The 24957-nt window shown below is 68.0% G+C and carries 19 protein-coding genes; 6 read left to right on the plus strand and 13 right to left on the minus strand.

Going from position 1 to position 24957, the window contains the following annotated elements:
• Together ACMUOY_RS06880 and ACMUOY_RS06885 are read left to right on the plus strand one after the other, a co-directional pair.
• On the plus strand, positions 1 to 862 hold an 862-nt coding region (locus ACMUOY_RS06880), incomplete at its 5' end, for an efflux RND transporter permease subunit (protein ID WP_413891957.1).
• On the plus strand, positions 855 to 2282 hold the full coding sequence (locus ACMUOY_RS06885; protein ID WP_413891958.1) for an efflux transporter outer membrane subunit: 1428 nt from the start codon (positions 855 to 857) through the stop codon (positions 2280 to 2282). The genes ACMUOY_RS06880 and ACMUOY_RS06885, both read left to right, overlap by 8 nt.
• A 105-nt stretch (positions 2283 to 2387) precedes the next feature.
• On the opposite strand, the gene ACMUOY_RS06890 is transcribed toward ACMUOY_RS06885, so the two are convergent.
• Genes ACMUOY_RS06890 through ACMUOY_RS06910 form a run of 5 tightly spaced genes read right to left on the minus strand, consistent with a single transcriptional unit; the run spans position 2388 to position 6466 of the window.
• Complete coding sequence (locus tag ACMUOY_RS06890; RefSeq protein ID WP_413891959.1) at positions 2388 to 4100, minus strand: SulP family inorganic anion transporter; 1713 nt, start codon at positions 4098 to 4100, stop codon at positions 2388 to 2390.
• On the minus strand, positions 4100 to 4351 hold the full coding sequence (locus ACMUOY_RS06895; RefSeq protein WP_413891960.1) for a hypothetical protein: 252 nt from the start codon (positions 4349 to 4351) through the stop codon (positions 4100 to 4102). Before ACMUOY_RS06895 ends, ACMUOY_RS06890 begins: the two co-directional genes overlap by 1 nt.
• Positions 4287 to 4748 carry a DUF47 domain-containing protein gene (locus ACMUOY_RS06900; protein ID WP_413891961.1) on the minus strand — a complete coding sequence of 154 codons (462 nt, stop codon included), beginning with the start codon at positions 4746 to 4748 and terminating at the stop codon, positions 4287 to 4289. The genes ACMUOY_RS06895 and ACMUOY_RS06900 overlap by 65 nt, the downstream gene beginning before the upstream one ends.
• 53 nt (positions 4749 to 4801) lie before the next feature.
• Positions 4802 to 5815 (minus strand): anion permease, encoded by a 1014-nt coding sequence (locus tag ACMUOY_RS06905; RefSeq protein WP_413891962.1) that lies wholly within the window; start codon positions 5813 to 5815, stop codon positions 4802 to 4804.
• 12 nt (positions 5816 to 5827) lie between these two features.
• Positions 5828 to 6466 carry a DUF47 domain-containing protein gene (locus tag ACMUOY_RS06910; protein ID WP_413891963.1) on the minus strand — a complete coding sequence of 213 codons (639 nt, stop codon included), beginning with the start codon at positions 6464 to 6466 and terminating at the stop codon, positions 5828 to 5830.
• A 370-nt stretch (positions 6467 to 6836) separates the two neighbouring features.
• Between ACMUOY_RS06910 and ACMUOY_RS06915 the strand changes: the two genes are divergently transcribed.
• From ACMUOY_RS06915 to ACMUOY_RS06925, 3 genes are all read left to right on the plus strand, one after another.
• Positions 6837 to 7568, plus strand: a complete 732-nt coding sequence (locus ACMUOY_RS06915) for an SGNH/GDSL hydrolase family protein (RefSeq protein ID WP_413891964.1) — start codon at positions 6837 to 6839, stop codon at positions 7566 to 7568.
• 94 nt (positions 7569 to 7662) lie between these two features.
• Positions 7663 to 8253 (plus strand): molybdopterin-dependent oxidoreductase, encoded by a 591-nt coding sequence (locus ACMUOY_RS06920; RefSeq protein WP_413891965.1) that lies wholly within the window; start codon positions 7663 to 7665, stop codon positions 8251 to 8253.
• 80 nt (positions 8254 to 8333) lie between these two features.
• On the plus strand, positions 8334 to 9233 hold the full coding sequence (locus ACMUOY_RS06925; RefSeq protein ID WP_413891966.1) for a c-type cytochrome: 900 nt from the start codon (positions 8334 to 8336) through the stop codon (positions 9231 to 9233).
• 49 nt (positions 9234 to 9282) lie between these two features.
• Here ACMUOY_RS06925 and ACMUOY_RS06930 read toward each other — a convergent pair whose 3' ends face one another.
• The 7 genes from ACMUOY_RS06930 to ACMUOY_RS06960 all read right to left on the minus strand — a co-directional run bounded on the left by ACMUOY_RS06930 (position 9283) and on the right by ACMUOY_RS06960 (position 23376).
• Positions 9283 to 10434: an L-lactate dehydrogenase gene (locus ACMUOY_RS06930; RefSeq protein ID WP_413891967.1), complete on the minus strand. Its 1152-nt coding sequence runs from the start codon at positions 10432 to 10434 to the stop codon at positions 9283 to 9285.
• Positions 10435 to 10536: 102 nt separating this feature from the next.
• Entirely contained in the window at positions 10537 to 12786 is a 2250-nt protein-coding gene (locus tag ACMUOY_RS06935; protein WP_413891968.1) for a transglycosylase domain-containing protein, read from the minus strand.
• Between the two features lie 68 nt (positions 12787 to 12854).
• Positions 12855 to 18830: an alpha-2-macroglobulin family protein gene (locus ACMUOY_RS06940; protein WP_413891969.1), complete on the minus strand. Its 5976-nt coding sequence runs from the start codon at positions 18828 to 18830 to the stop codon at positions 12855 to 12857.
• 120 nt (positions 18831 to 18950) lie between these two features.
• Entirely contained in the window at positions 18951 to 19493 is a 543-nt protein-coding gene (locus ACMUOY_RS06945) for a phasin family protein (protein ID WP_413891970.1), read from the minus strand.
• 181 nt (positions 19494 to 19674) lie between these two features.
• The gene (locus ACMUOY_RS06950) at positions 19675 to 20166 is read right to left on the minus strand and encodes a C40 family peptidase (RefSeq protein ID WP_413891971.1); all 492 of its coding nucleotides are present in this window, start codon (positions 20164 to 20166) and stop codon (positions 19675 to 19677) included.
• A 210-nt stretch (positions 20167 to 20376) separates the two neighbouring features.
• Positions 20377 to 21522 carry an FAD-dependent monooxygenase gene (locus tag ACMUOY_RS06955; protein ID WP_413891972.1) on the minus strand — a complete coding sequence of 382 codons (1146 nt, stop codon included), beginning with the start codon at positions 21520 to 21522 and terminating at the stop codon, positions 20377 to 20379.
• Between the two features lie 198 nt (positions 21523 to 21720).
• Positions 21721 to 23376 carry a (2,3-dihydroxybenzoyl)adenylate synthase gene (locus ACMUOY_RS06960; RefSeq protein WP_413891973.1) on the minus strand — a complete coding sequence of 552 codons (1656 nt, stop codon included), beginning with the start codon at positions 23374 to 23376 and terminating at the stop codon, positions 21721 to 21723.
• 58 nt (positions 23377 to 23434) lie between these two features.
• Between ACMUOY_RS06960 and ACMUOY_RS06965 the strand changes: the two genes are divergently transcribed.
• On the plus strand, positions 23435 to 24394 hold the full coding sequence (locus ACMUOY_RS06965) for a LysR family transcriptional regulator (RefSeq protein ID WP_413891974.1): 960 nt from the start codon (positions 23435 to 23437) through the stop codon (positions 24392 to 24394).
• Between the two features lie 27 nt (positions 24395 to 24421).
• Here ACMUOY_RS06965 and ACMUOY_RS06970 read toward each other — a convergent pair whose 3' ends face one another.
• Entirely contained in the window at positions 24422 to 24931 is a 510-nt protein-coding gene (locus ACMUOY_RS06970; RefSeq protein ID WP_413891975.1) for a GNAT family N-acetyltransferase, read from the minus strand.
• Positions 24932 to 24957 lie beyond the last annotated feature (26 nt).

Below are 24957 nucleotides of genomic sequence, written 5' to 3' on the forward strand. Positions count from 1 at the left end.
GGTCTACATCCAGGCGGAAGGGGAGTTCCGCACTGACATCCAGAACGTGGGCCAGTTCTACGTGCGCAACAAGGACGGCCAGCCGGTGCCGCTGTCGGCGCTGACGTCGGTCCGCAACATTGCCGGCCCCGAGTTCACGATGCGCTTCAACCTGTACCGCAGTGCGCAGATCAATGCGTCAGCGGCGCCGGGCTTCAGTTCGGCCCAGGTCATGCGCGCGCTGGAAGAGGTCTTCCACGAGACCATGCCCAGCGAAATGGGCTTTGACTACTCGGGCATGTCCTTCCAGGAACAGAAGGCGGCCCAGGGCGTCTCGCCGGTGGCCATCTTTGCGTTCTCGCTCTTGTGCGTCTTCCTGATCCTCGCCGCCCAGTACGAGAGCTGGTCCTTGCCCTTCTCGGTGCTGCTGGGCACACCGATTGCCGTGGCCGGGGCGTTTGCGGCGCTGCTGTTGCGCGGGCAGGAGCTCAATGTCTATGCGCAGATCGGGCTCGTGATGCTGATCGGCCTGGCGGCCAAGAACGCGATCCTGATCGTCGAGTTCGCCAAGATGGAGTATGAAAAGGGCGAGTTGTCCCTGGCGGAGGCCACGCTCAAGGGCGCGCAGCTGCGCCTGCGGCCGATTCTGATGACCTCCTTCGCCTTCATCCTCGGCTGTGTGCCACTCGCCCTGGCCAGTGGCGCCGGCGCCATCTCGCGGCAGGTCATGGGCGGTGCCGTCATCGGCGGGATGCTGGCGGCAACGGGCATTGCGATCTTCATGATCCCGGTGACCTTTTATGTCGTGGAAAAGATCAGCGGCAAGAAGGCAGCCGACAAGCCGGCCGCCCCGGGTGTGGCCTCGGGAGGTGATCATGCGTAAGAACGCCCTGAATGCCCTGGTCGCCGGGGCCGCACTCCTGGTGTTGGGCGGGTGCATGACCGGCCCCGACTACGTCCGCCCGCCGGTCGACACGCCCACGGCCTGGCGCATCAGCGACCAGGGCGCGCGGGATCTGGCCAACGTCAGCTGGTGGGAGCAGTTCAACGACCCGGTGCTCAACGAGTTGATCACCACCGCGCTGCGCGACAACAAGGACCTCCTGATCGCCACGGCCCGGATCGAGGAGTACGCAGGCTATCTGGGTATCAGCCGCTCCCAGCTGTTTCCGCAGGTCGGATTGGGCGCCGATGGCAACCGGCAACTGGGCAGCCCGTCGGGGGCCGATGTGTTCAAGCGAACGTACAGCACCTACGATGCCGTCCTGGGCGTGAACTGGGAAATCGACCTCTGGGGAAAGATCCGTCGCCAGAACGAGGCGGCCCGGGCCCAGCTCATGGCCAGCAAGGACGCCCAACAAGGCGTCGTGCTGACGCTGGTGGCCGCCGTCGCGGCGGGCTACAGCAACCTGCGCGGGCTCGACCGGCAGCTGGAAATTGCCAAGGCCACCGCCAAGTCGCGCGGCGAGTCCTACAAGATCTTCCAGGACCGGTATGCCGGCGGCATCATCTCGCTGCTGGAACTCAGCCAGAACAAGTCCCAGTACGATGAAGCCTTGGCTGTCATCCCCAAGGTCGAGAAAGAGATTGCGCAGCAGGAAAACGCGTTGAGCGTGCTCGTGGGGCGCGACCCTGGCCCCATCACCCGGGGCAAGAACATCGACCAGCTCGTCCTGCCGGTCGTTCCGGCGGGCCTGCCTTCCAGCCTGCTGGAGCGCCGACCCGATCTCCGTGAGGCCGAGCAACGGCTGATCGCGGCCAATGCCCAGATCGGGGTGGCCAGGGCCGCCTACTACCCGAGCATCTCACTGACCGGTGCCTTTGGCGTGGCCAGCGGGAACCTGAGCGAACTGTTCAGCGGCGCGTCCAAGATCTGGCAATACGGGGCTTCACTCAATGCACCCGTGTTCACCGCAGGCCAGCTCGCCGGGCAGGTCCAGGTGGCCGAGGCGCAACAGAAGCAGGCGCTGTACGGGTACCAGAAGGCCATCCAGGACGCCTTCCGCAGCGTCAATGATGCGCTGATCGGCCAGGACCGCACGCGGGCCCAGCTGGCCGCGCAGCGCCAGCAGGTGGAGTCGCTGAAAGTTTATGCCGACACCGCCCGGCTGCGCTACGACAACGGCTACACGAGCTACCTGGAGGTGGTGGATGCCGAGCGCAGCCTGTTCAACGCCCAGCTGACGCTGACCCAATCCCAGGAGTCCTTGCTGCAGGCCATGATCAATCTGTACAAGGCCATGGGTGGTGGCTGGATGGTGCCGCCCCAGACTGCTTTCGCCACGGCGGTGACGGGCAAATAGTGGTCCCCAACGCCGGATTTCAGCTTTTTCAGGCTGATCCCGGCGTGAAATGGTCATTGTTTGCTATAAAAATCAGACCTTCCGACCCGCGCCGAGCGACAGGTCTCAGACCTCGTCCCAGTCTTTCCAGTCCACGTTGTGGCGGGACCGATACAGGTGCACTGCGCTGCCCACCGTCGGGCTGAAGATGTCCTGGCCGATGCGGTCGAGCGTGCCATAGTGGCGCAGCCGGTCCTTCACCGGACCCTTCAGGCCGGCGAAATGCAGCGCCATGCCGCGTTCGTCCAGCTCCCCCTGCAGCCTGACCAGGACGTCGGCACCCGTGATGTCGACATCGGTGATGGCGTCGGCGGCCACCACCACCCACCGCGTCGGGGTGGGCGCCGCCGAGACGGCACCAAGGATCTGTTCGCGAAACAGCTCGGCGTTGGCGAAGAACAGGGGCGCGTCCCAGCGGAACAGCACCAGGCCCGGCACCTGTCGGCCTTCCGGGTGGCGGCTGATGTCGTGGTAGCCCTTGGCACCGTCCACCCGCGCCAGGATGGCCGAATGCGGGTGCCAGGTGTTCCAGACCAGCACCAGCAGCGCCAGCGCGATGGCGATGAAGATGCCCTCGATCACGCCGACGAAGGCCACGCCGAGAAAGCTGATCAGCGACAGGCCGAACTCCACGCGGCGCAGCCGGTACAGCTCGGCCATGCCGCGCAGGTCGGCAAACGACAGGCAGGCCGCGATCACCACGGCCCCCAGCACGGCACTGGGCAGGCTTTGCAGCAGGGTCGGCGCCAACACCAGCAGCAGGGCGATGGCGAGGGCACCAATCAGGCCGGTCAGCTGCGTGCGCGCGCCGGCGGCTTCGGCCACCGGGGTGCGTGAGGCGCTGCCGCTGATCGAAAAACCCTGGAACAGGCCGGAGGCGATGTTGGCCGCGCCCAGGGCAATCATTTCCTGGTTCTGGCTGACCGCATAGCCGCCTCGCTGCGCGAGGGCGCGCGACAGCACGCTGGTGTCGGCGAAGGACAGCAGCGAAATGATGAGTGCGCCGGGCAGCAGGCGCAGGATTTCCGCCATGCTGACCACCGGCACGCGGAATTCGGGCAAGCCCTGCGGCAAGGCGCCGAGGACCGGCAGGCCGGTGCGCCCCGAGAGGTCGAACAGGCCGGACACCAGCGTGGCCAGCACCACCGCCAGCAGGATGCCGGGCCAGCGGGGCCGGTGGCGCTTGAGCAACAGGATGAACGCCAGGCTGCCGGCGCCGATGGCCAGCGCGACGCGGTGGGTGTGCCCGGCGGCAATGCCCTCGATCAGTCCGACGGCCTTGTCGGGCAGGGCGTCACCCTTGACGGAGAAACCGAACACCTTGGGCAGCTGCCCGGTCAGCACCGTGAGGGCGATGGCGTTCAGGAAGCCGATGCGGATCGGCTTGGACAGCAGGTCGGCCACCAGGCCCAGGCGGGCGAAGCCGATCAGCAGCGAGCAGGCCCCCGAGAGCAACGCCAGCGCGCCGGCCAGGGCGACGGCGTGGGCCGGATCGCCCGCCGACAGGGGCACGATCAGCGCGGCAATCACCGCCGCCATCGTGGAGTCCGGCCCCAGCACCATGATGCGGCTGGGTCCGAACACGGCGTAGGCCACGAGGGGAAGGATGGTGGCGTACAGCCCGTTGATCGCCGGCAGGCCCGAAGCCTCGGCATAGCCCATGCCGACCGGCACCAGGATCGCCGTGAGCACCAGACCCGCCACCAGGTCATTGGCCAACCAGCTGCGCCGGTAGTCCAGCAGCGTGGCGAGCCCTGGCAGCCAGGCCATCCGGTCCATCAGGCGTTTTCCAGCAGAATCTCTTCCAGGGTGCGGGCGGCGCGTTTGCAGTGGTCCAGCACCGCCTCCTGCATGAAGTAGAAGCCGCGCATCTTCATCGCATGCCAGGCCGCGGTTTCGTCGCCCTCCTTTTCGAACAGCTGCGTGATGGCCTGGCGCATCACCTCGGCCGCGCGCGACTCGATGTCATCGACTTCCCGGCACTGGCGCACGATTTCCTGTACCCGCTCGCGCCCCTCCAGCGCCAGCACGGCGTGGTGCAGCCGGATGCAGGCATCGGCGCCGAGCGAGGCCATCTCGCGGGCCTGGGGGGGTGGAGTCGGCGATGTGGTGCGTGGCAATCGAGTTGGCCACGCTCTGGATCGAATCGACCACGCGGTCCAGGTCCATGGTCAGGGTGTGGATCTGGTCGCGGTTGATCGGGGTGGTGAACGATTCGTACAGCAGGTGGATCAGCTGGTCCTTGAGGTCGTCGGCGCTGGTCTCGTTCAGGTTGACCTCGTCGATCAGGGCCGCAATGTCCACATGCGGGTTGCCCAGGCCGGTGATCAGGCGCAGGGTGGCGTTGGCGGCGGCCACCAGCCGGTCGGTGTGGGCAATCAGCAGGCTGAAGAAGGCGCCGCGCTGCGGCATCACGTTGTTGAGCATGGCGGGGTCTCCTGTGGGGCGGTGTTCGTTCGGCGACCGTTGGCATGCCAAGGCTACAGGAAGCTGCGCCCGACATACCAGAAGATTGCGGCGATCAGGCCCGAGGCGGGAATCGTCAGCACCCAGGCCACGACCAGGTTGAAGGTGATGGCCCAGCGCACCGCCTTCACATCCTGCGCGGCACCCACGCCGACAATGGCGCCGGTGATGGTGTGTGTCGTGGACACCGGAATGCCGCCCAGCGTGGCCAGGCCCAGGCTGATCGCGCCGCCCATGGACGCGCAGGAGCCGCTGACCGAGTTGAGCCGGGTGATCTTCGTGCCCATGGTCTTGACGATGCGCCAGCCGCCCAGGTAGGTGCCCCAGGCGATGGCGCCATAGCAGGCGTAGACCACCCACATGGGCAGGGTCTTCAGGTCGGTGGTGGACGCACCGGCCGTGATCAGCAGCAGCCAGATGATGCCGATGGTCTTCTGCGCGTCGTTGCCGCCGTGGCCCAGGCTGTAGGCGGCCGCGGCGAAGAGCTGTCCACTCTTGAACCATTTGCCGGCCTGGTAGGGCGAGCGGTTGCGGAACACCCAGGCCACCCCGACCATCAGCAGGCCGCCGATCAGGAAACCGACCAGCGGCGAGATGATGATGAAGATCAGAATCTTGCCAAAGCCGCTCCAGACGATCGGCGTCAGGCCGCCGGCCTTGACGACAGTGGCCCCCACCAGGCCACCGACCAGCGCATGCGACGACGAGGACGGGATGCCGTAGTACCAGGTGATGATGTTCCAGGCCAGCGCGCCCATGAGTGCGCCGAAGATCACGAAGTGGTCCACCAGCGCGGGGTCCACCGTGCCCTTTCCGATGGTCGCGGCCACCTTGAGCTCGAACACCCACAGCGCCGCGAAGTTGAAGAAAGCGGCAAACAGCACGGCCTGCTTGGGCGTCAGCGCACCGGTGGCGACGATGGTCGAGATCGAGTTGGCACCGTCATGAAAGCCGTTCATGAAGTCGAAGGCCAGGGCCACCGCGATCAGCAGCGCCAGGGACCAGAGGCTGATGGTGATGTGTTCCATGCGGCGGTCCTGTCAGGTGTTTTCGATGAGGATCTCTTCGATCGTCTTGGCCGCGTCCTCGCAGCGGTCCAGCACATCCTCCTGCAGGGAGTAGAACTCGCGCATCTTCATCGCCCACCAGATCGTGCACGCGCCTTCGAACAGCTGGCCGATGGCCTTGCGCTGCACCCGGTCGGCCTGCGATTCGATCGCGTCGATCTCCTTGCACAGGTTGATGGTTTCGTCGTTGCGGTTCTTGTGCGGCAGGGCCATCACGGCGCGGTTCAGTCGCATGCAGGCGTCCGCTCCCAATGAAGCCAGCTCACGCGCCTCCGGCGTGGACTCCTTGATGCTGTACATGCCCACCGCATTGGCCACGTCCTGCAGGGCGTTGACCACGTTGTCGAGCTCGATCGTCAGGGTATGGATCTGGTCGCGGTTGATCGGCGTGGTGAACGACTTGTGCAGCAGGGTGATCAGTTCGGCCTTGATCTTGTCGGCGCTTTTTTCGTTCGTGTTGACCTCGCTGACCAGCGCGGCCGTGTCTTGCGAACCCAGACCCAGGCTGTTGACCAGGCGCAAGGTCGCATTGGCGCCGGCGACCACGCGGTCCGAGTGGGCGGCAAGCAGTTCGTAAAACTCCTTGCGCTGCGGCATGAGACTGCTGAACATGGGGAAATCCTTCGCTGGGTTTGCGGGTCTGGGTTTGAGGGGCGCATGGAACCGAACGACTCGCCTGCGACGCGTACCCGGTCTCTGCGCCTCGATACGCCATCATGTAACAAAATCGTCATATTGGCGTGTCCTTGCCGGGTTTTCGTGCAAACACTTGAGGCATGTCATATTTCATCCCTGTGCGCCCCGCCGGCGCGGGTGCCGAAAGGGGTGGCCTGGTGAAGCGGTCTCGGGCATGGACAAAGGGGCACAGGACCGCAAGGGCGCTGCAGCGGCGAAAATAGTCGCGAAAGAAGGCCATTCCCAGCGTCGGAAGGCCTTAGTTCGCTATCGATTCAGATGAGATCCGAGTGAGACCACCCCCACCATGAAGCACCTGGCCGCGACGATCCTGCTGGGCCCGCTGCTGTTGCTGCAGGGGCGGCATGTGCGGCGGGTCACACCGGTCCTGTCTGAGCCGCCGGGGCCGCGCGAGGGGCGACACGGCGCCGGCTCGCCCCTTCGGCTGCTGATCCTGGGCGACTCCGCGGCGGCGGGCGTGGGCGCGCCGGAGCAGGCCGATGCCCTGTCCGGCCAGCTGTGCGCTCGCCTGGGCCGGTGCTTTGAGCTGGACTGGACGCTGGTGGCGCAGACTGGCGCGACCACGCCGGACACCTTGCAGACACTGGCGTCAATGCCGGCAGAACGTTTTGATGTGGTGGTGACCTCACTGGGTGTCAACGACGTCACCAGCGGGCGCAGTCCGAAGCGCTGGATCGAGGAGCAGGCGCGTCTGGTCGCTGTGCTGCGCCGTGACTTTGGCGCGCCGCGCATCCTGATGTCGGCCTTGCCGCCGATGCATCTTTTCCCGGCGCTGCCACAGCCGCTGCGGGCGTACCTGGGGGCGCAGGCACGGCGCTACAACGTGGCGCTGCAGGCCTTTGCCGCAGCCACCGAAGGCTGCACCTGGGTATCGCTGGATCTCGCGGCGGACCCGGCGCACATGGCGCAAGACGGGTTTCATCCCGGTCCATCGGTCTATGCCGCCTGGGCCGCGCGGCTGGCTGCGCTCATCGCGGTCCCCGTCGCAGCGCCCGAACGCACCACCGGCGCGGGCTGATCCGCGGGTTAACCCCGAAGCGGCGGCCAGCCTGCGTCCCCAGAATGGCACGTCCCTGCACCGCAATGTCCCTTTTCTTCCCTGGAGCCTGCCAATGAAAAAACGTGAATTTCTGTCCGCCGCCGCACTGGCCGGTTTGGCGCTGCCCGGCGCCAGCCAGGCCCAGACAAGCGGCAAGGCCACGCGCGGACCTGTGCTGCTGACCATCGGGGGCGCGATCGGGACGGGCAACCGCGGGCCGGTCAATCCGGCGCTGGACCAGCTCATGGTGAAGCAGAAGGTCGCGTTCGAAAAGGCCCAGGTGTTCGACTTTGCGACGCTCGCGGCGCTGCCGGCGGTCACCATCAAGCCCACGCTGGAATATGACGGCAAGCCCCACTCCCTGAAGGGGCCGCTGCTCGCCGACGTGATCAAGGCCAGCGGCGCGCGCGCCGGCGAGGGCACCCGCCTGATGATGCGTGCCATTGATGGCTATGTGGCCCCCCTGACGCTGGCCGACGCGCGCAAGTACGGCTTCATCATGGCCACCCATCTCGATGGCGCACCGATGAGTCTGGGCGGCGTCGGGCCTCTGTGGGCGGTCTACGAGCCGGACCGCTTTCCCGACATGGCTGCGAAACCGCTGCCGGACCGGTTTGCGGGGTGCCCTTGGGGTTGTTATTACATCGAGGTCGCGGCCGGCTAGCCTTGGTGGGGGCCGACGGGGTCCGGCTGGGAACGCCTTTTTTTGGCGGGTGTGAGGCATTTGACGGAGGAGTACACGCCATGAAACGCTGGATCAAATGGACTTCGGGTACCGTTGTGGTGCTGGCGCTCGCCGCCGTGGGCGCCGCGGTGGTGGGCCAGCAAATGGCCGAACGCAAGCGCCAGCGCGTGATCAGCGTGCCGGTCACGGCCGTGCCCTACGCAGAAGGTGCGCAGGCGCTGGCGCGTGGCAAATACCTGTACGAGTCGCGTGGCTGCGTGGATTGCCACGGTCTGGACGGCACCGGCCGAACCTTCCTGAACGATGGCAAGGGCACGCACATTGCCGGCCCCAACATCACCCCGGCCGGTGTGGTGGCCCGCTACCAGCCGGTGGACTGGGTGCGCACCCTGCGCCATGGCATCAAGCCCGACGGCCGGCCCGCCATGATCATGCCCAGCGAAGACTACAACCGCTTCACCGACGCTGACCTGGCCGCTCTGGTCGCCCATGTGCGCGGCTTCGCGCCCGTCAAGGGCGGGGTCAAGGCGGTGGTCGAACTTCCGCTGCCGGCCTGGGTGCTGTATGGCTTCGATGTGATCCCCGACGCCGCGCAGCGCATCAACCACACCTTGGCGCCGGCCCAGCCCGTGGCGGCGGGCGTCACGGCGGCGCACGGCGCCTACGTCGCCAACATGTGCATCGGTTGCCATGGCGAGCACCTGTCGGGCGGCAAGATTCCAGGTGGTCCGCCCGACTGGCCCGCCGCTGCCAACCTGACGCCGGGCGAGGGCAGCGCGATGGTGCGCTACAAGGATGAAGCCCAGTTTGTCGCGATGATGCGCACCGGCAAACGGCCCGACGGCACAGCGATCCAGGTCATGCCGTTCGAATCCCTCTCGAAGATGGACGACGTGGATCTGCCGGCCCTGTATGCCTTCCTGAAGACCCTGCCCCCGCGCGCGGCGGGCGGGCACTGAGCGGCGGGGACCGCGCGTCTCCGCCGACGCGGTGACGGCCCGATCCGGTTCAGACTGGCAGGGTACCTGGCAGCAGGATGCTCTTGTCGATGGTGTTGATGTCGGTGCGCCCGCACAACGCCATGCTGAGATCCAGCTCCTTGTGGATGATCTCCAGCGCCTTGGTCACGCCGGCCTCGCCCATCGCCCCCAGGCCATAGATGAAGGACCGGCCGATATAGACGCCCTTGGCGCCGAGCGCGCGGGCCTTCAGCACATCCTGCCCGCTTCGCACGCCGCCGTCCATGTGCACCTCGATCTGCGAGCCCACCGCGTCCACGACGGCTGGCAGCGCGCGGATGCTGCTCTCCGCGCCGTCGAGCTGGCGCCCGCCGTGGTTGGACACGATCAGCGCGTCCGCGCCGGAGGCCACGGCCAGTCGGGCGTCTTCCACGTCCTGGATGCCCTTGAGGATGAGCTTGCCGCCCCAGAGCTTCTTGATCCACTCCACGTCAGCCCAGTTCAGCGTGGGGTCGAACTGGCGGCTCGTCCACTCCGACAGCGAGCCCATGTTGTCCACGCCTTTGACGTGACCCACGATGTTGCCGAACTGCCGGCGCTTGGTGCCCGCCATGGCCAGGCACCAGCTCGGCTTGGTCAGCAGGTTGGCGATCGACGCCAGCGTGGGCTTGACCGGCACCGACAGGCCGTTCTTCAGGTCCTTGTGGCGCTGCGCCAGGATCTGCAGGTCCAGTGTCAGCACCAGCGCCGAACACTTGGCGGCCTTGGCCCGCTCGATCAGGCGCTCGATGAAGGCGCGGTCGCGCATCACGTAGAGCTGGAACCAGAACGGGTAGGGGCTGTTGGCCGCCACGTCCTCGATCGAGCAGATGCTCATCGTCGACAGGGTGAACGGTACGCCGAACTTGCCGGCCGCGCGCGCCGCCAGGATCTCGCCGTCGGCCCATTGCATGCCGGTCGAGCCCACGGGTGCCAGCGCCACCGGCATGGCCACGTCCTGGCCCACCAGCTGGGTGCGGGTGGTGCGGTTGTCCATGTTGATGGCCACTCGCTGTCGGAACTTGATCTTCTGGAAGTCGTCTTCGTTCGCCCGGTACGTGCCCTCGGTCCAGGAGCCGGTGTCGACATAGTCGTAGAACATGCGCGGCACGCGCTTGTGCGCGAGCACGCGCAGGTCTTCGATGTTGGTGATGACGGTCATGAGGGGTCTCCTGCGGATGGTTTCTTGGCGTCTTAGGCGCTGACCGCATGGTAGCGGCACGCCGCTGCAAGCGGCATGAAAGCGCGCGGCGGCGGTTTGAAATTATTTGTAGGCGACGGCGCGCACGCCCGCGCCACGCACCTCCAGCCGGATCTCGTCCAGCTGCTGGCCGGCGGCATTGACCAGCGTCACGCGGTGGCGTCCCGGCCAGGGCATCCAGGGCACCGTGGCGCCCGAGCCCAGCGGTTGGCCGTCCATCAGCCAGCGCGCGCCCGGGGCATCGGCCGTGAAGCGCACGCGCTGACGGGTCGGGGGAATGTCCGGGTCCAGCGCCAGGATGGTGCCATCGGCCGGTGCGGTGATCCGGGTGGCCTGCGCAGGACCGGTTTTCACAGTTTTCAAGCTTTTTTGGCCTCTTCCCAGCGTCGATGGGTCATTGTCAGCTATGGAGTTGATAGCGAAGCTTTCCTGTGCCGTGCCCGGCAGGAACCACTCGCTGCGCGCGGCTTCGAGCTGCGCGCCGAAGCGCACGCGCTGCGTGGTGAGGCCGGGTGGCGGCAGCGGCGCGCGGCTGGGCGTGCGGGCGTGCAGCTGCTGCATCACCGCGGCCCAGATCGGCGCGGCGCCGCTGGTGCCGCTGACATCATGCATGGCCGCGCCGCTGGCGTTGCCCACCCACACGCCCACGGTGTAGCGCTGCGACCAACCCAGCGCCCAGTTGTCGCGCATGTCCTTGCTGGTGCCGGTTTTCACCGCTGTCCAGAAGCGCGTGGCGAGCACGCTGTCGGTGCCGAAGGTGCGCGCGCGCGCGTTGGGGTCCGACAGGATGTCGCCGACGATGAAGGCCGCGCGCGGGTCCAGCGCCGGCCTGGCGGGCGCGGCAGCCGGGCCTTTGGCAGGGCTGGGCGGCGGGCGGATGGCCACCTCGCTGAAGCGCCCGCCGTTGGCCAGCGTGCGGTAGGCGTTGGTCAGCGCCAGCAGCGGCAGCTCGGCGCTGCCCAAGGCCAGGCTGTAGCCGTAGTATTCGCCGGTCTCGCGCAGGGGCAGGCCCACGGCGCGCAGCTGGCGCGCGAAGGCCTCGGGCGAGACCATCACCAGCGTGCGCACCGCCGGTACGTTGAGCGAGGCGCCCAGCGCGGTGCGCACCGACACCCAGCCCTTGAACTGGCGGTCGTAGTTCTGCGGGATGTACAGGCCACCGGCGGTGGGGATCTGCGTGGGCGCGTCGTCCAGCAGCGAGGCGGCAGTCAGGCGCAGCTCGGCGATGGCCTGCGCGTAGAGAAATGGCTTGAGCGTGGAGCCCGGCTGGCGCGGCGCCAGCACGCCGTCCACCTCGGCCGCATCGGACAGCTCGCCGGAGGAGCCCACCCAGGCCAGCACCTCGCCGCTGGCGTTGTCCAGCACCACGACGGCGCCGTCTTCCACGTTGCGCCCGCGCAGTTCGCGCAGGTGGCGCTGCAGGATCTGCAGGGCGAAACGCTGCAGGGTGGCGTCCACGGTGGCGTTCACGGTGGCGTTCACGCGCGTGGGCGGCGCGGGCCCGCCGGTGGCCAGCAGGCGGCGCGCCAGATGCGGCGCGATGCCTTCGCTGGCCGGCCAGGCGCGCCGCTGCAGCGCGCCGGTGACGAACAGGTCCAGCCCGTCGCAATCGGCGGCGGGCGGGCGCGCGGGCGGGGCCGACACCGGCGGGGCCGCCTTTTTGGTTGTGTTCGCGGGCGGCGTGGCGGGTGCGGGATTCATCGCCTGCAGCACGCCACAGGCCCGCTGCGCCACGCGGGCGGGTGCCGCGTTGGGCGCGCGCACCAGGGCCGCCGCCACGGCCGCCTCGCGCTCGTCCAGCCCGTGCGCGGCCTTGCCAAAGAGCGTGCGGCTGAGCGCGTCGATGCCGACGATCTCGCCGCGAAACGGCACCAGGTTCAGGTAGCTTTCCAGGATCTGGTCCTTGCGCCAGCGGGTCTCCAGCTGGGTCGCTGTGACGGCCTGGCCGAGCTTCTGCGCCACGCTGCGACCGCCGGGCCCGGCGCGCAGGCTGAAGGCGGCGTCGGGCGCATCGAGCAGCCCGGCCAGCTGCATCGTCAGGGTGGAGGCGCCGCGCGTGCGCGTGTTCCACAGGTTGCCCCAGGCCGCACTGGACACCGCCCGCCAGTCCACCCCGCTGTGCTCGTAAAACCGCTGGTCCTCGCTGAGCACCAGCGCCGTGCGCAGGGCCGGCGACACTTCCGCCAGCGCCACCCAGGGGCCCCGGCGCACATGGGGGTCGGTGCGCACGCGCTGCACCACCTCGCCGTGGCGGTCGAGAATCAGCGTGTCCGAGGGCCGGAAATCGGCCTTTACCTCGTCAAAAGTGGGCATTCCCAGCGCAGAATGGTCATAGCCTGCTATCAAGAGCAGAGCAACCAACGTGTGCCGGGCAGGCTGGGTCACTTCGCCGCCTCGACCTTCACCCGCGCATTCGGCGCCTCGCCGAACATCTCGGGGGCGTACATCGCCTCCACGCGCGTCGGCGGCAGGGCGAAGTCGCCGACGTTGTTCAGGCGCACGGTGTACTGCATCTTCACCACGCCTTTGGGCAGGACTTCGTAGTAGCTGCGGAAGGCCTCGAAGCTGCGCTCTTCGAAGGCGGGCCAGGCCCAGCCTTCGCGCTTTTCGCCCTGGGTGGCGATCTGCGAGTCGCGGCCCAGGCCGCTGCCCAGGATGGTGGCGCCGCCGGGCACCGGGTCGGTGATGACGACCCAGGTCATGTCGGCGCTGGCGTTGACCTCCAGCGTCACGCGCAGCACGTCGCCGCGCGTGAGCTTGCCGGGCACGGCCTGCTCGACGGGCGTGACGCTGCGGGTGATCTGGTAGCCGGCGTTGAAGGGCGCCTTCAGCTCGACGGCGGCCAGCGACTGCAGCGTGAGCCAGGGCTTGCCGGTGCCCTGGTGCGTGACACTGAGGGTCTCAGGTGGCGTCTTGCCCCAGGGCAGCCACATCGTGTTGCCGCGCAGGGTGCCGGGTGAGGCGGGCGCGCCGAACGCCGTGGTCTGGTTCGGAGCGCCGCTGGCATCGGTGGTCTTGATCCGCTCCACCTTCGCCCAATCGACACTGGCGGTGGCCGCGGCCAGGGTAGCGCGGGTGACGCCCGCCACCGGGGTGGCCTCAAATTTGGCGGAGAACTTCTCCAGTGCGAGGCCGCCCCAGAGGTTGGCCGTGGTGGTGTGCCAGGCGCCGCGCTGCTGGCGCGCGATGAAACCGTTGGCCAGGCGGCCCATGTCGTCCTTCCAGGCCGGGTCGTCCATCACGGCGAGCATCAGGCGGGCGGTGTTGACGTCGCCGTTGGTCATCAGCCACCACCAGTGGTCGCTCTGCTCGGTGCTGAAGGTCACTTTGGTGCCCTGCCAGCTCAGGCGCGACTTCAGGATCTGCGTGGCCTCTGCCAGCCGCTGCTCGCGCTGCGGCACGTCGCTCACGCGCTTGAGGATGTTGATCCAGTCGATCACCGCGCTGGTGGGCCACTGGTTGGGCGCGAGGGTGAGGCTGCCCAGCAGCCGCCCCTGCGCCTTGCCGTAGCGCGACAGCGCCTCGATGGCGGCGAGCTTGCGCACGTCGAGGTCTTTCTGCGGCGACCAGAAGTTGCGCTGGATGCGGCCTTCGACAAACGCGGTCAGGCCGCGCTCCATCGGGGCGCGCACCTCGTCGCTCAGGGCGAAGGCCGGGTTCAGGCTGGCGGCTTCATGCGTGGCGGCCAGCAGGTAGGCCGTGAGGATGTCGCTGCCGCGCGCGCCCTCGCCCTCGCGCGGCGGGAAGTAGCTGGCCAGGCCGTCGGCATCGAGGTAGGTCGGAATCTGCGCGAGCACGCCCTGCCACAGCTTGCCGTCGCGCAGCCCGATGGACTTGCTGGTCTTCTGCTCCAGGCAGGCGAAGGGGTAGCGGGCAAACCAGTCGCGCACGCCGGGCAGGCCCTCGGCCAGTTTGGGTTGCAGGGCGAGCTTGAGGCCGCCCCGGATGGTGCCGTTCGTGGCCAGACCATCGGCCGGCGGCGCCACGGGCAGGCTGAACGGGCCGTCGATCTGCACCAGTGTGGCCTGCTGCACGGTCAGCGGCACGGCGGGGATCAGCCGCTGGTGCGCCTTGAGTGCGTCGCGTGCGCCGCTCACGCTGTCTTTCGCCTCGACCTCCCACAGCAGGGCCTCAGCCCGCGTGAAGGCCAGTTGTGCGGGCGCGGTGACGTTCCAGGCAACTTCGCGGGCTTCACCGGCGGGAATCTCGACGTTCTGAATGGGCAGTTCCAGCAGCGTGGCACGCGGCGTCACCACCACCTTCATCGCCTGTTTGGTGGTGTTGCGCAGCGTGAACTGGGCTCGGAAGGCGTCGCCCTCGCGCACCAGCGGCGGCAGCCCGCTGATGAGCTGCAGGTCCTGCGTGGTCTGGATCGTGGTCTGCCCGGTGCCGAACAGGCCGGCGGCGGCGTCGGCGACGGCGACGATGCGGAAGGTGGTCAGCGCGTCATTGAGTGGCACGTTCACCACGGCCTGGCCGTTGACGTCCAGCACCACGGCCGGGTTCCACAACAGCAGGGTGTCGAGCAGCTCGCGCGCGCCGCTCTTGCCGCCACCGCCGCCTGCTGGAACGGCCTTGCGGCCGTAGTGCCGCCGGCCGATGATTTCCATCTGGGCGGTGGAGGTCTCCACGCCCCAGCTGCGGCGCTGCAGCATGGCGTCGAGCAGGTTCCAGCTGGTGTTGGGCATCAGCTCCAGCAGCGCCTGGTCCACCGCGGCCACCGCCACCTCGGCGCCGGCTGCGGGCTGTCCGTTGGGCAACTTCCCGGTGATGGTGACTTTGGCCGTGCCGCGCACGGGGTAGGTTGGCTTGTCGGCGGCGACGCTCACGTTGATCTGGTGTGCCTGGGTGCCCACTCGGATTTCCGCCAGGCCGAGTCGGAAGGCGGGCTTGCTCAGGTCCACCAGCGCGGTGGGGGCCACATACTCCCGCCCCTCGTACCAGAAGGCGGTCCACCATTCACGCGGCGCCTTGAAGCCCCAGGTGAAGAAGCTGTACCACGGCACCTCGCGCAGCCGCCCGCGCAGGGCCAGCACGCTGACAAAGACGTTCGGGCCCCAGCCTTCCTGCACCTTGAGCTGGACCGTCGGGTCCTGGCCGTTGAGTTGCACCACCTGGGTCGAGAGGATGCCTTCGCGCTCTACCGCCACCAGCGCGGTCGCAAAGCGGAACGGCATGCGCACCTGGAACTTGGCGGTCTCGCCGGGCTGGTAGCTCTTCTTCTCGGGCAGCAGGTCCATGCGGTCGTGGTTTTCGCCACCGAACCACAGTTCGCCCTGGCGCGTGATGTAGACCGAGCTGGCCGCCTGGATGCTGTTGCCCTGGGCGTCTTTCGCGGTCACGACCAGTTCCACCTCGCCCGGCTCGCCGAGCCTGGTGTCGCACAGCAGCAGGCCGCGGTCGTCGCTCTTTCCGCTGCAGACGCTGCCCAGGTCTTTGGTGTCGGTCTTGTTGTCGTAGGTGTAGAAGCCGCCGACGAGACGCTTGCGACTGGTGGTGGTGATGCGCGCCACGGCCTTCACATCGAGCGCCACACCAGCCTGCGGCTTGCCGGTCAGGTCCAGCGCCAGCGCCTGGAAGCGGATCTGCTGCCCGCTGGACACCCAGCCCTCGGTCTTGATGCCGGCGATCACGCCAGCCGGCCACAGGGTGGAGGTGCTGCGCAGCGTCTGCACCTCGCCATTCGGGTCGGCGTAGGTGGCCTCCAGCAACAGCTCGCGCGGCTGGGTCGCGGGCGGCACGGGCTCGATGGTGAGCTTGCCGGCGCCGTTGCGGTCCAGCGTGAGGGGCAGCTTGTCGGCGATCACGCGGGTGTCCTGCATCGCGCTGGCTTCTTCCTCGCCTTCGCTGCCGGTCTCCCGGTTGCCGCGCGGCGGCTGGAAGCTGAAGGCCTCGAAGTCCGGGAAGCTCAGCGCCTTGCCGCGCACCAGCGCCGACACCCGCACCGGCAGGTTGGCGGCCGGCCCGCCGGCTACGTAGTTCACCTGCACGTCCGCCGGTACGGTTTTCACGTTCACCAGCGCGGCCTTGCCGCTGGGCGTGACACGGCCCTCGAACACCGGCAGGCGGAATTCCTCGACGCGGAACTGGCCACTGGAAAAGCTGCGGCCCTGATCGCCCGCGGCGCGCAGTTCCACGTCGTACACGCCCAGGCGCGCCGCTGGCGGCACCTGAAAGCTGCTGGCCGCGCTCAAACCCCCGGTGGCGGTCTTGCGCCAACTCAGGGGCTGCGTGGTTTGCTGGCCGCTGCCCTGGTGGGTGATGACCAGCGTGGCCGGCCAGGCCTCAGGGCGCTCGGGGATGCCAAAGCCGCGCGAGGTCTCCAGTCGCAGCAGGTGCTTCATCGACACCGTCTCGCCGGCGCGCAGCAGCGTACGGTCCATCACGGTGTGGGCGCGCTGGTCGGGCGCGGGGTCCTGGCTGGTGGGCACGTTGAAGCGCCAGGGCTCGATGCCGCGCTGCCAGTGGCTCCAGGTGAAGGCCAGGTCGTCCACGCGCGCTGCGCTGCCCGGTGCGCTCACGCTGGCCCTGGCGCTGACGAAATAGGCGTTGGTCTGCTCGTCCGAACCTGCGCACGCGGGCGGTTGGGGCGACAGACCCTTGAATTCGGCGATGCCCTGCGCGCTGGTCGTGGCGCTGGCCAGCAGCTTGCCGTTGCAGTCCGACACCCGCACCGTAGCGCCCGCCACCGGCTGGCCCTTGTCCAGCGTCGTCACCCAGGCCATCGCGTTTTCGCGGCCCAGCTTGAAATGCACGCCCAGGTTGGTGACCAGCGCCGAGGTGCGCACGACCATCGTGCGCGGGCTGCCGTGGCGCTCGTCGAGCAGCGCGGCACCCAGCATCGGCGAAGCGATCTCGACCACGTGAAAGCCTGCGGCCAGCGGAATGCCAATCACCTCAAGCGGGCGAGGGTCGCTGCCCGCCGGCTTCGGCAGGTCCAGCGTCTTCACGCCGGCCTGGCCGGCCAGCAGCGACACCATGCGCGACTGCACCTGGTCGCTTTCGTTCGGGTCCAGCGCGCGCGGCAGCGGGCCCTTGACGTCGGCGGCGGCCTGGCTGCGCGGCACCGTGAAGTCGTTGTAGCGCTGCACCTTGCGGAACCAGGCCATGATGTCGGCGTCGGTCTTCGGCTGCAGGTCGCTGACCTTGCCGCCGGGCGTCAAACCGCTGATCTTCAGCGCCGGCTCGACGTTGCGCAGCGTCACCGGCAGCAGCGCCGGGGTGTCGCCTTTGGCGTCCGGCTCGGCAAAGCGTTCCACGATGCCAAAAGGTGCGGCAGCGAACTTGGCCAGCGGCGGCATCACGCCGGTCGCCACCTTCAGCGGGAAGCTGGCTGCGTTGGCCGCAGCGCGCCCGCTGGCGTCCTGGAAGCCGGGCGGCAGTTCGACGGTGAAGGCGGACTTCTCCGGTAGCACCCCTTTGAAGCTCACCCCGCTGACCAATGCGTCGCCCTCGGCATCGTCGCGGTCGAAGGTCGGCTTGAAGCTCTCACTGGCCGACTTCAGGCGAATCGCCTCGGCCAGCTTGCGCGCCACCGGGGCGTTGAAGGCCAGACGCATCGGACGGATCGGCAGGCAGGCGGCCTGCGCGTTCTCGCGCTCGCAGTTGAAACTCACCGAAAACGGCTCGCGCACCGTGAAGGTAAAGCGCTTTTCCACCGAATTGGGCACGCCGCCGGGCGTCGCCACGCCCTTTCCAAAGACCAGTTGCACCTTCGAGGCGGGCGTGAAGCGCCGGGCGCATGCGAGTGCAACGTAACGCAACGAGTCTTTGGCCGCCGCCTTCTCCAGCCCCTGAGACGCCAGCAACGCGGTGCGCGCCGCGCCGTCGATGAGGCGCACCGGCACGCGCTCGCCCAGGCCGTCCAGCGCGCACCAGACGTTGGCCATCACGCTCTGCGGCGTGGCCGCCCCGTTGAGTTGCAGCAGGAAGTGCTGCTCCTCCTCGATGCGCTGATAGGTGCCCGGACGGATGTGTTGCACAAAGGGCCCGCCGGTATTGAATGTGTAGGTGGCCGCGGCACTCAGGGGCTCGCCCTTGGGCGACTTGAAGTCGGCGCGCGGCTGCAGCGTGCAGCGCACGCCGGGCGGCAGGTCCTGGGCGAACTGGAAGGCCCACTCCCGGTCGCTGATCCAGCGGCCATTGCCGGCGGTGGCCTGGGCATCGCTGCAGCTCAGGCTGAAGGGTGCGGGGGCCTTCGGATCTCCGAAGTTGACCGCCGAAGCATCGAACTTCGCCACCACCTGGCGCACCTGCGCCACCTCGCCCTGAGGCGTCAGGCTGGTGATGGAGAGCGCCTGCGCGCCGAATGCCGCGCCGAGCACGCCGGCGGCAGAAAGGATGCTGCGCAAATTCATGCGTCCCCCGGGAGTCGTTGTTTCGCCGAGGGTAGCAAATGCGGGCGGTGCGTGGTCAAAAAAAACGGCACCCAAGGGTGCCGTTTCCTTTCAGTCGGCCCGAAGGCCGCCTGACCGTCTTCAGACCGTCGTCGCCTTCTTGATGGCGTCGGCGGCTTGGGTGGCGGCGGCATTGAAGCTCGTCTGCGCGGTTTCCATGGCCTTCTTGGCTTGCACCTGGGCCGTTTCCAGAGCGGTCTGGCTGGCGGTCAGCGCGTTCTTGAAGGCGGCCACGGCGCTCTCGCTGCCGGCAGGCGCGTTCTTGGTCAGGTTGTCCAGCGCGCCGGTGAAGGCTTTCTGGGCTTCCGCTGCCTTGGCTTCCATGGCCTTGGTGAAGTCGGCGGTGCTGCCGGTCATGATGGCCTGAACGTGCTGGGCGTAGGCGGTGGACTTGTCAGCCATGGGCTTGACCAGGCCGGTTTGCAGGGCCAGCAGCTCCTTGGCGTCCTTGGCGGCCAAGACAGCCTGGGCGTGGCCGAAGGACTCTTCCATCACAGCCTTCGAGGCGGCGAGGTTCAGCTCGACCAGCTTCTCGAGGCCGGAAAAGGCCTGGGCGGTGAAACCTTGCAGGGCTTGCAGGTTGGCTTTGTTGGTGGCGGCGAATTGTTCAGCGGTGTTTTTCATTTCAAGTTCCTTAAGTGATGGGGCGGATCGGGTGCCTGCTCAGATAAAGCTGCGTCCCGCTATTTATGCTGCAGTGCAACATGAGACGAATGATAAGGGAAAACCCGAGGATGTGCTCAAGAAATGTTGCACTGCAGCAAATATTAGGGCTGTGGACCTAATTCGGGCCCTGCGCAGGGCCTCAGGGCCGCCGGTAGCTCAGTTTCTGGCGGGCCCAGTGTCTGGCGTCAAGCCGGTCCATGCGCACCTGGCCGCCGGTGGAGGGGGCATGGACGAAGCGGCCTTCGCCCACATAGATGCCCGCGTGCGTGGGCGGCCCGCCGTTGCCGAACAGCACCAGGTCACCCGAGCGCAGTTGGTCGGCTGGCAGGGGCTGCCCCCAGCCTTGCAGTGCGGCCACGGTGCGCGGTGCCTGCAGGCCGGCCTCGGTGCGGTACACCCAGGCGATCAGCCCGCTGCAGTCGAAGCCACCCTGCGGCGTGTTGCCGCCATACCGGTAGGGTGTGCCCACCAGCCCTAGCGCGGTGATGGTGACGTGCTGCGCCTGTTCCTCGCTGACCCGCGAGACGACCGGTGCTGGCGTGGGCGGTGCAACGGGGCGTGTGCCGCACGCAGCCAGCAGTGCGGCCAGGGCCAGGGGAGCGAGCCGGCGCAGGAGACTGTTGGGCGTCATGATCAGAAGCTTGGGGGGCAATCGGCCGCAGGATAGCGCGAGCCGGCCAACCTGGTGCTGCCGGTGGTCGAAAAATCACTCCTGAATCAGGAGCGCCTTGTGGCCGGCCGGCGATGGGGGGAGGCCGAAAACATTGAAGAATTGGCGCTTGAAGGCGGTTGTGGGCACCTTTTCGGCCCCTTCAGCGCGATGTACGCCCGGCAATGCCCTTCAACCCGTCAGCACCTCGGGATGCAGCTGCTCATAGGCTTCGGCCAGGCCCGGGTCGCGCCGCTTCATCTCCGCGTGGCTGACGCGGCCGGTTCGGGTCATGTAGTCGTAGGCAAATTCCACGGGCGTGAGCGCTTTCATGCGCTCGTCCATGTGCTCGTACCAGCGCAGGCTGACGTTGGCGGCGTCCCAGATCTTCTTCATCGGCGGCAGGCGCAGCGCCTGGTAGGCGGCCAGCGCCGCCGGCACGTCGCTGCCGTGTTCACGGAAGGCCTTGGCCAGCGCCACCGCGTCTTCCATGGCCAGGCGGGTGCCAGAGCCGATGGAGAAATGCGCGGTGCGCAGCGCATCACCCATCAGCACGACCTTGCCGACGCTCCAGCGTTGATTCCAGATCGCGGGGAACTGGCGCCAGTAGGAATTGTTCGACAGGATGGGGTGGCCGCCCAGGTCCTGGGCGAACACCTGCTCGCAGTGGCGGATGGTGTCCTCAGGGCTCATCGTCTCGAAGCCGGCGCGCTGCCAGGTGGCGTCTTCCACCTCCACCAGGAAGGTGCTCATGGTGGGGCTGTAGCGGTAGTGGTGGGCGCAGAACACGCCCTGCGGTGTGTCGCGGAACGTCAGTGACAGGCTGTCGAACACCTGGCTGGTGCCGTACCAGATAAAGCGGTTCGGCCGCCAGTCGGTGGTGGTGCCGAACTGGTCTTCGTTTTCCGTGCGCACCCAGGAGAACGCCCCGTTGGCGCCGACGATCAGGTCGGCGTCCTGCACCTCGTCCAGGGATGCGATGTCGTGCTCGAACTCGATGCGCACGCCCAGGCGCTCCACATAGGCGTAGAGCAGGGTCAGCAGCTCCAGCCGGCCGGTGGCGGAAAAACCGTTGCCGGTGATGGGGATGCGCGTGTCGTTGACCTGGATGGTCAGGTGCGGCCAGGTCTCCATGTGCGGCGTGACGGTCTGGTAGAGCTCCTCGTCGTCGGCGCGCAGGAACTCCAGCGCGCGGTCGGAAAACACCACGCCGAAGCCCCAGGTGGCGTGGCGCGGGCCGCGCTCGTACAGGGTGATCTCGTGGCGCGGATCCTGACGCTTCATCAGCGCAGCAAAGGTCAGGCCGGCCGGGCCGGCGCCGATGATCGCGATTTTCATGGGGTGTCTCCTGGAAACATATTGATCTGTCTTTCATTCCGCCTTCGCGGTACCCGAGGCGCAAGAACATTGCGCGACCCCGGCCAGGGCCGCCGCGCAAGGGCCGCCCCGCCGCGCTGGCGGCGTCCCCCTTCCCGCATCGCGCAGCGAGGCGAGAGAAGGGGGAAGGCGCGAAGCGCCTCAGGGGGTTGTTTCACTTCACACGCCGGCTTCGGCATCGAGCCGGGCGGCAATGGTGTCGCGCAGTTCGCGCTTGAGGATCTTGCCCACGGGGCTGAGCGGGAACTGCGACACCACCTCCAGCCGCTCGGGCAGCTTGTAGCTGGCGATCTGCAAACTGCGCAGGAAGGCAATGAGCGCTTCGAACGTGAGGCTTTCACCCTCGCGCAGGATGACGAAGGCGCAGGCCTTCTCGCCGAACACCGGGTCGGGCATGGCCACCAGGCAGGCGGACTTGACCGCCGGGTGGCGGTGGATGAAGTTCTCGACCTCTTCGCAGCTGATCTTCTCGCCGCCGCGGTTGATCAGGTCCTTGCGCCGGCCCTCGGCCTGGATGTTGCGACCCCATTTGCGCACGATGTCGCCCATGCGGTAGAAGCCATCCGAAGTGAAAGCCTCGCTGTTCTTCTCCGGCGCCCGGTAGTAGCCGCGGATGGTGTAGGGCCCGCGCGTGATGAGCTCGCCGGCCTCGCCATCGGGCACTTCCCGGCCGTCGTCGTCCACCACCGCGATCTCGTCGTCCTCGCACACCGGCCGGCCCGAGCTGTGCAGGATCAGCTCCAACGGGTCGTCCAGCCGGGTCATGTTGATCAGGCCCTCGGCGGTGCCGTAGATTTCCTGCGGCGTGCAGGCCAGCTCGCTGATCAGGCGCTGGCGCAGCTCGGGGGCCAGGCGCGCGCCGCCGTTCTGCACCACCTTGAGTGACGAATGGTCGAAGCGCTTCGGCTCGTCCGAGGCCAGCCAGGCACTGATCAGCGGCACCACGGCCGCAATCACGGTCACGCGCTCCTGTTCGACCAGGCGGAAGATCTCGGCCGTGTCCGTGCCCGGCGCCAACACCACGGTGCCGCCGGTGTAGAAGGCGCCCAGGATGCCCGGCGAGGCCAGGTTGTAGTTGTGCCCCAGCGGCAGGATGGCCATGAACACCGTCTGCTCGTCAAAGCCACCGGCCCGGCCGCACAGGCGGGCGTTGAGCACGTAGTCCTCATGGGTGCGCGGGATCAGCTTGGACAGCGAGGTGGTGCCGCCCGACAGCAGCATGGTGGCCACGTCGGCGGGGTCCACGGCCGCCTCGGCGGCGCGGATTTCTGCAGTCCCCTCGTCGTCCGTCAGGCCCTGCAGCAGCGCGGCGTGCGACGTCTGCCCGGCGCCGGCTTCGCCCACCACAAACACCCGCAGGCCGGCGAATTCGCCCTGCATCTGCGTGGCCATGGGCCGGTAATCGAAATGGTGCGCCACATCGGGCACCACATAGGCCACCGCGCCCGAGGCACGGATGAAGTGCCGCACCTCGGTGTGGCGGTGCGCGCGCAGTGCCAGCACCGGAATCGCGCCGATGCGCACCAGCGCCAGGTACCAGTGTACGAACTCCGGGACGTTGGGCAGCTGCAGCACCACGCGGTCCAGCGGGCGGATGCCCTGGCGCAGCAGCGCGGCGCCCAGGCGGGCGCTGGTTCGGTCCAGATCGCCGTAGGTTTCGCGGCGTTCGCCGGCCACCAGCGCCACCTTGTCGGGCAGGCGGGCCACGGTGCGCGCCACCATGCCCCAGAGCGTCAGGCCTTCCCAGTAGCCGCCGGCGCGGAAGCGTTGCGCCAACTCCGGCGGCCAGGGCGTGAATCCGTCCAGCATCGTCATGTCTCCTCTTGTGTTTATGGGGTTGGACTGTAGGATCGCCAAACAATCCTTGCAACGAATGGCGACAAATACTTTTATTCCTTTGAAGAATGATGCGGCACCCTCCGGCGCCGATCTGAGCCTGCTGCTGGTGTTCGAGGCGGTGTATGCCGAGCGCCAGATCTCGCGCGCCGCCCAGCGCCTGGGCCTGGCCCAGCCCACGGTGAGCAACGCGCTGGGTCGGCTGCGCCGCCTGACCGGCGATGCGCTGTTCGTGCGCACCGGCCGCGGCATGGAGCCCACGCCGCATGCCGAGCGCCTGGCCGCGCCGCTGCGCGAGGCCCTGGCCATGTTGCGCGGCACGCTGCAGGCGCGCTCGCAGTTCGACCCGGCGCACGACCGGCGGCACTTCACCCTGTTCCTCACCGACCTGGGCGAAGCCTTCTTCCTGCCCCGGCTGCTGGCGCGCCTGCGCGATGCGGCGCCGGGTGTAACGCTGACCACCTTGCCCATGCCCGACCTGAACCCCCAGGCCGCCCTGGAGCGCGGCGAGGTGGACCTGGCCATCGGCAACCTGCCCGACATGGCGCCCGGCTTCTACCAGCAGCGGCTGTTTCGCGAGCATTACGTGGCCATCACGCGACCCGACCACCCGCTGCTGGGCGGTGCCATGAATGCCGAGCGATTTGCCGTCGCTCACCACGCGGTGGTGGTGCCTCACGGCACCGGGCACAGCGCCGTGGAGCAGGCGCTGGTGGACCGTGGCCTGGCCTCGCGCATCGTGCTGCGGGTGCAGAATTTTCTGGTGTTGCCGGCCATCGTCACCGGAACCGACCTGATCGCGCTGGTGCCTCGCAGCGCCGCCCTGACGCTGGCCGTGAACCACTCCCTGGGCCAGTTGCCCTCACCGATCGAGGTGCCGGCCTTCGTGGTGCGCCAGTGCTGGCACGAGCGCTTTCACGGGGATGCGGCGAACCAGTGGCTGCGGGTGCTGGTGGCGGAGCTGTTCATGGAAGGGCAACCCGCGGACAAAGCCTGAGCGACGGCGGCCCTCCACAAAAACCGCTCAGGTGCCAACGAGCGCCAGGGTCATGAACCGGCTGAACGGGTCTGCTCGGTAGTCCGCAAAGGGCCCGCAGTCCACGAAACCGAACTGGCGGTACATCGCCAGCGCCGGCTCGAAAGCCGGCGCACTGCCCGTTTCCAGGCTGACCCGTGCATAGCCGCGTTGGCGCGCGAGCGCCAGCAATTCGGTGAGCAGGGCGCGGGCCGCACCCTGGCGCAGATGGCGCGCCGTGGTGCGCATGGACTTGATTTCGCCATGCCCGGCCTGGCCAGGGCTGCTGGCCAGCAGCTCATTGATCGCACCGCAGGCGAGCAGCTGATCATCCCGCCAGGCAGTCAGGAAGGTGATCTCGGGCCGGCGCAGGCCGTCCAGGTCGAGCGCATGCACGCTCTCGGCCGGTGAATGGGCATGCATGCCGGCCAGATGCTCGCGCAGCAGGTCGATGACCCGTGGGTCGGTGAATGTGCGGTCGACGCGAATGTCGAGGGGGCGCGAGTCGGGTTGGCCCATGGCGTGCGTGACAGCGTCGTCGGTGT

This window comes from Candidatus Skiveiella danica (assembly GCF_022705245.1).
Taxonomy (GTDB): Bacteria; Pseudomonadota; Gammaproteobacteria; order Burkholderiales; family Burkholderiaceae_C; genus Skiveiella; species Skiveiella danica.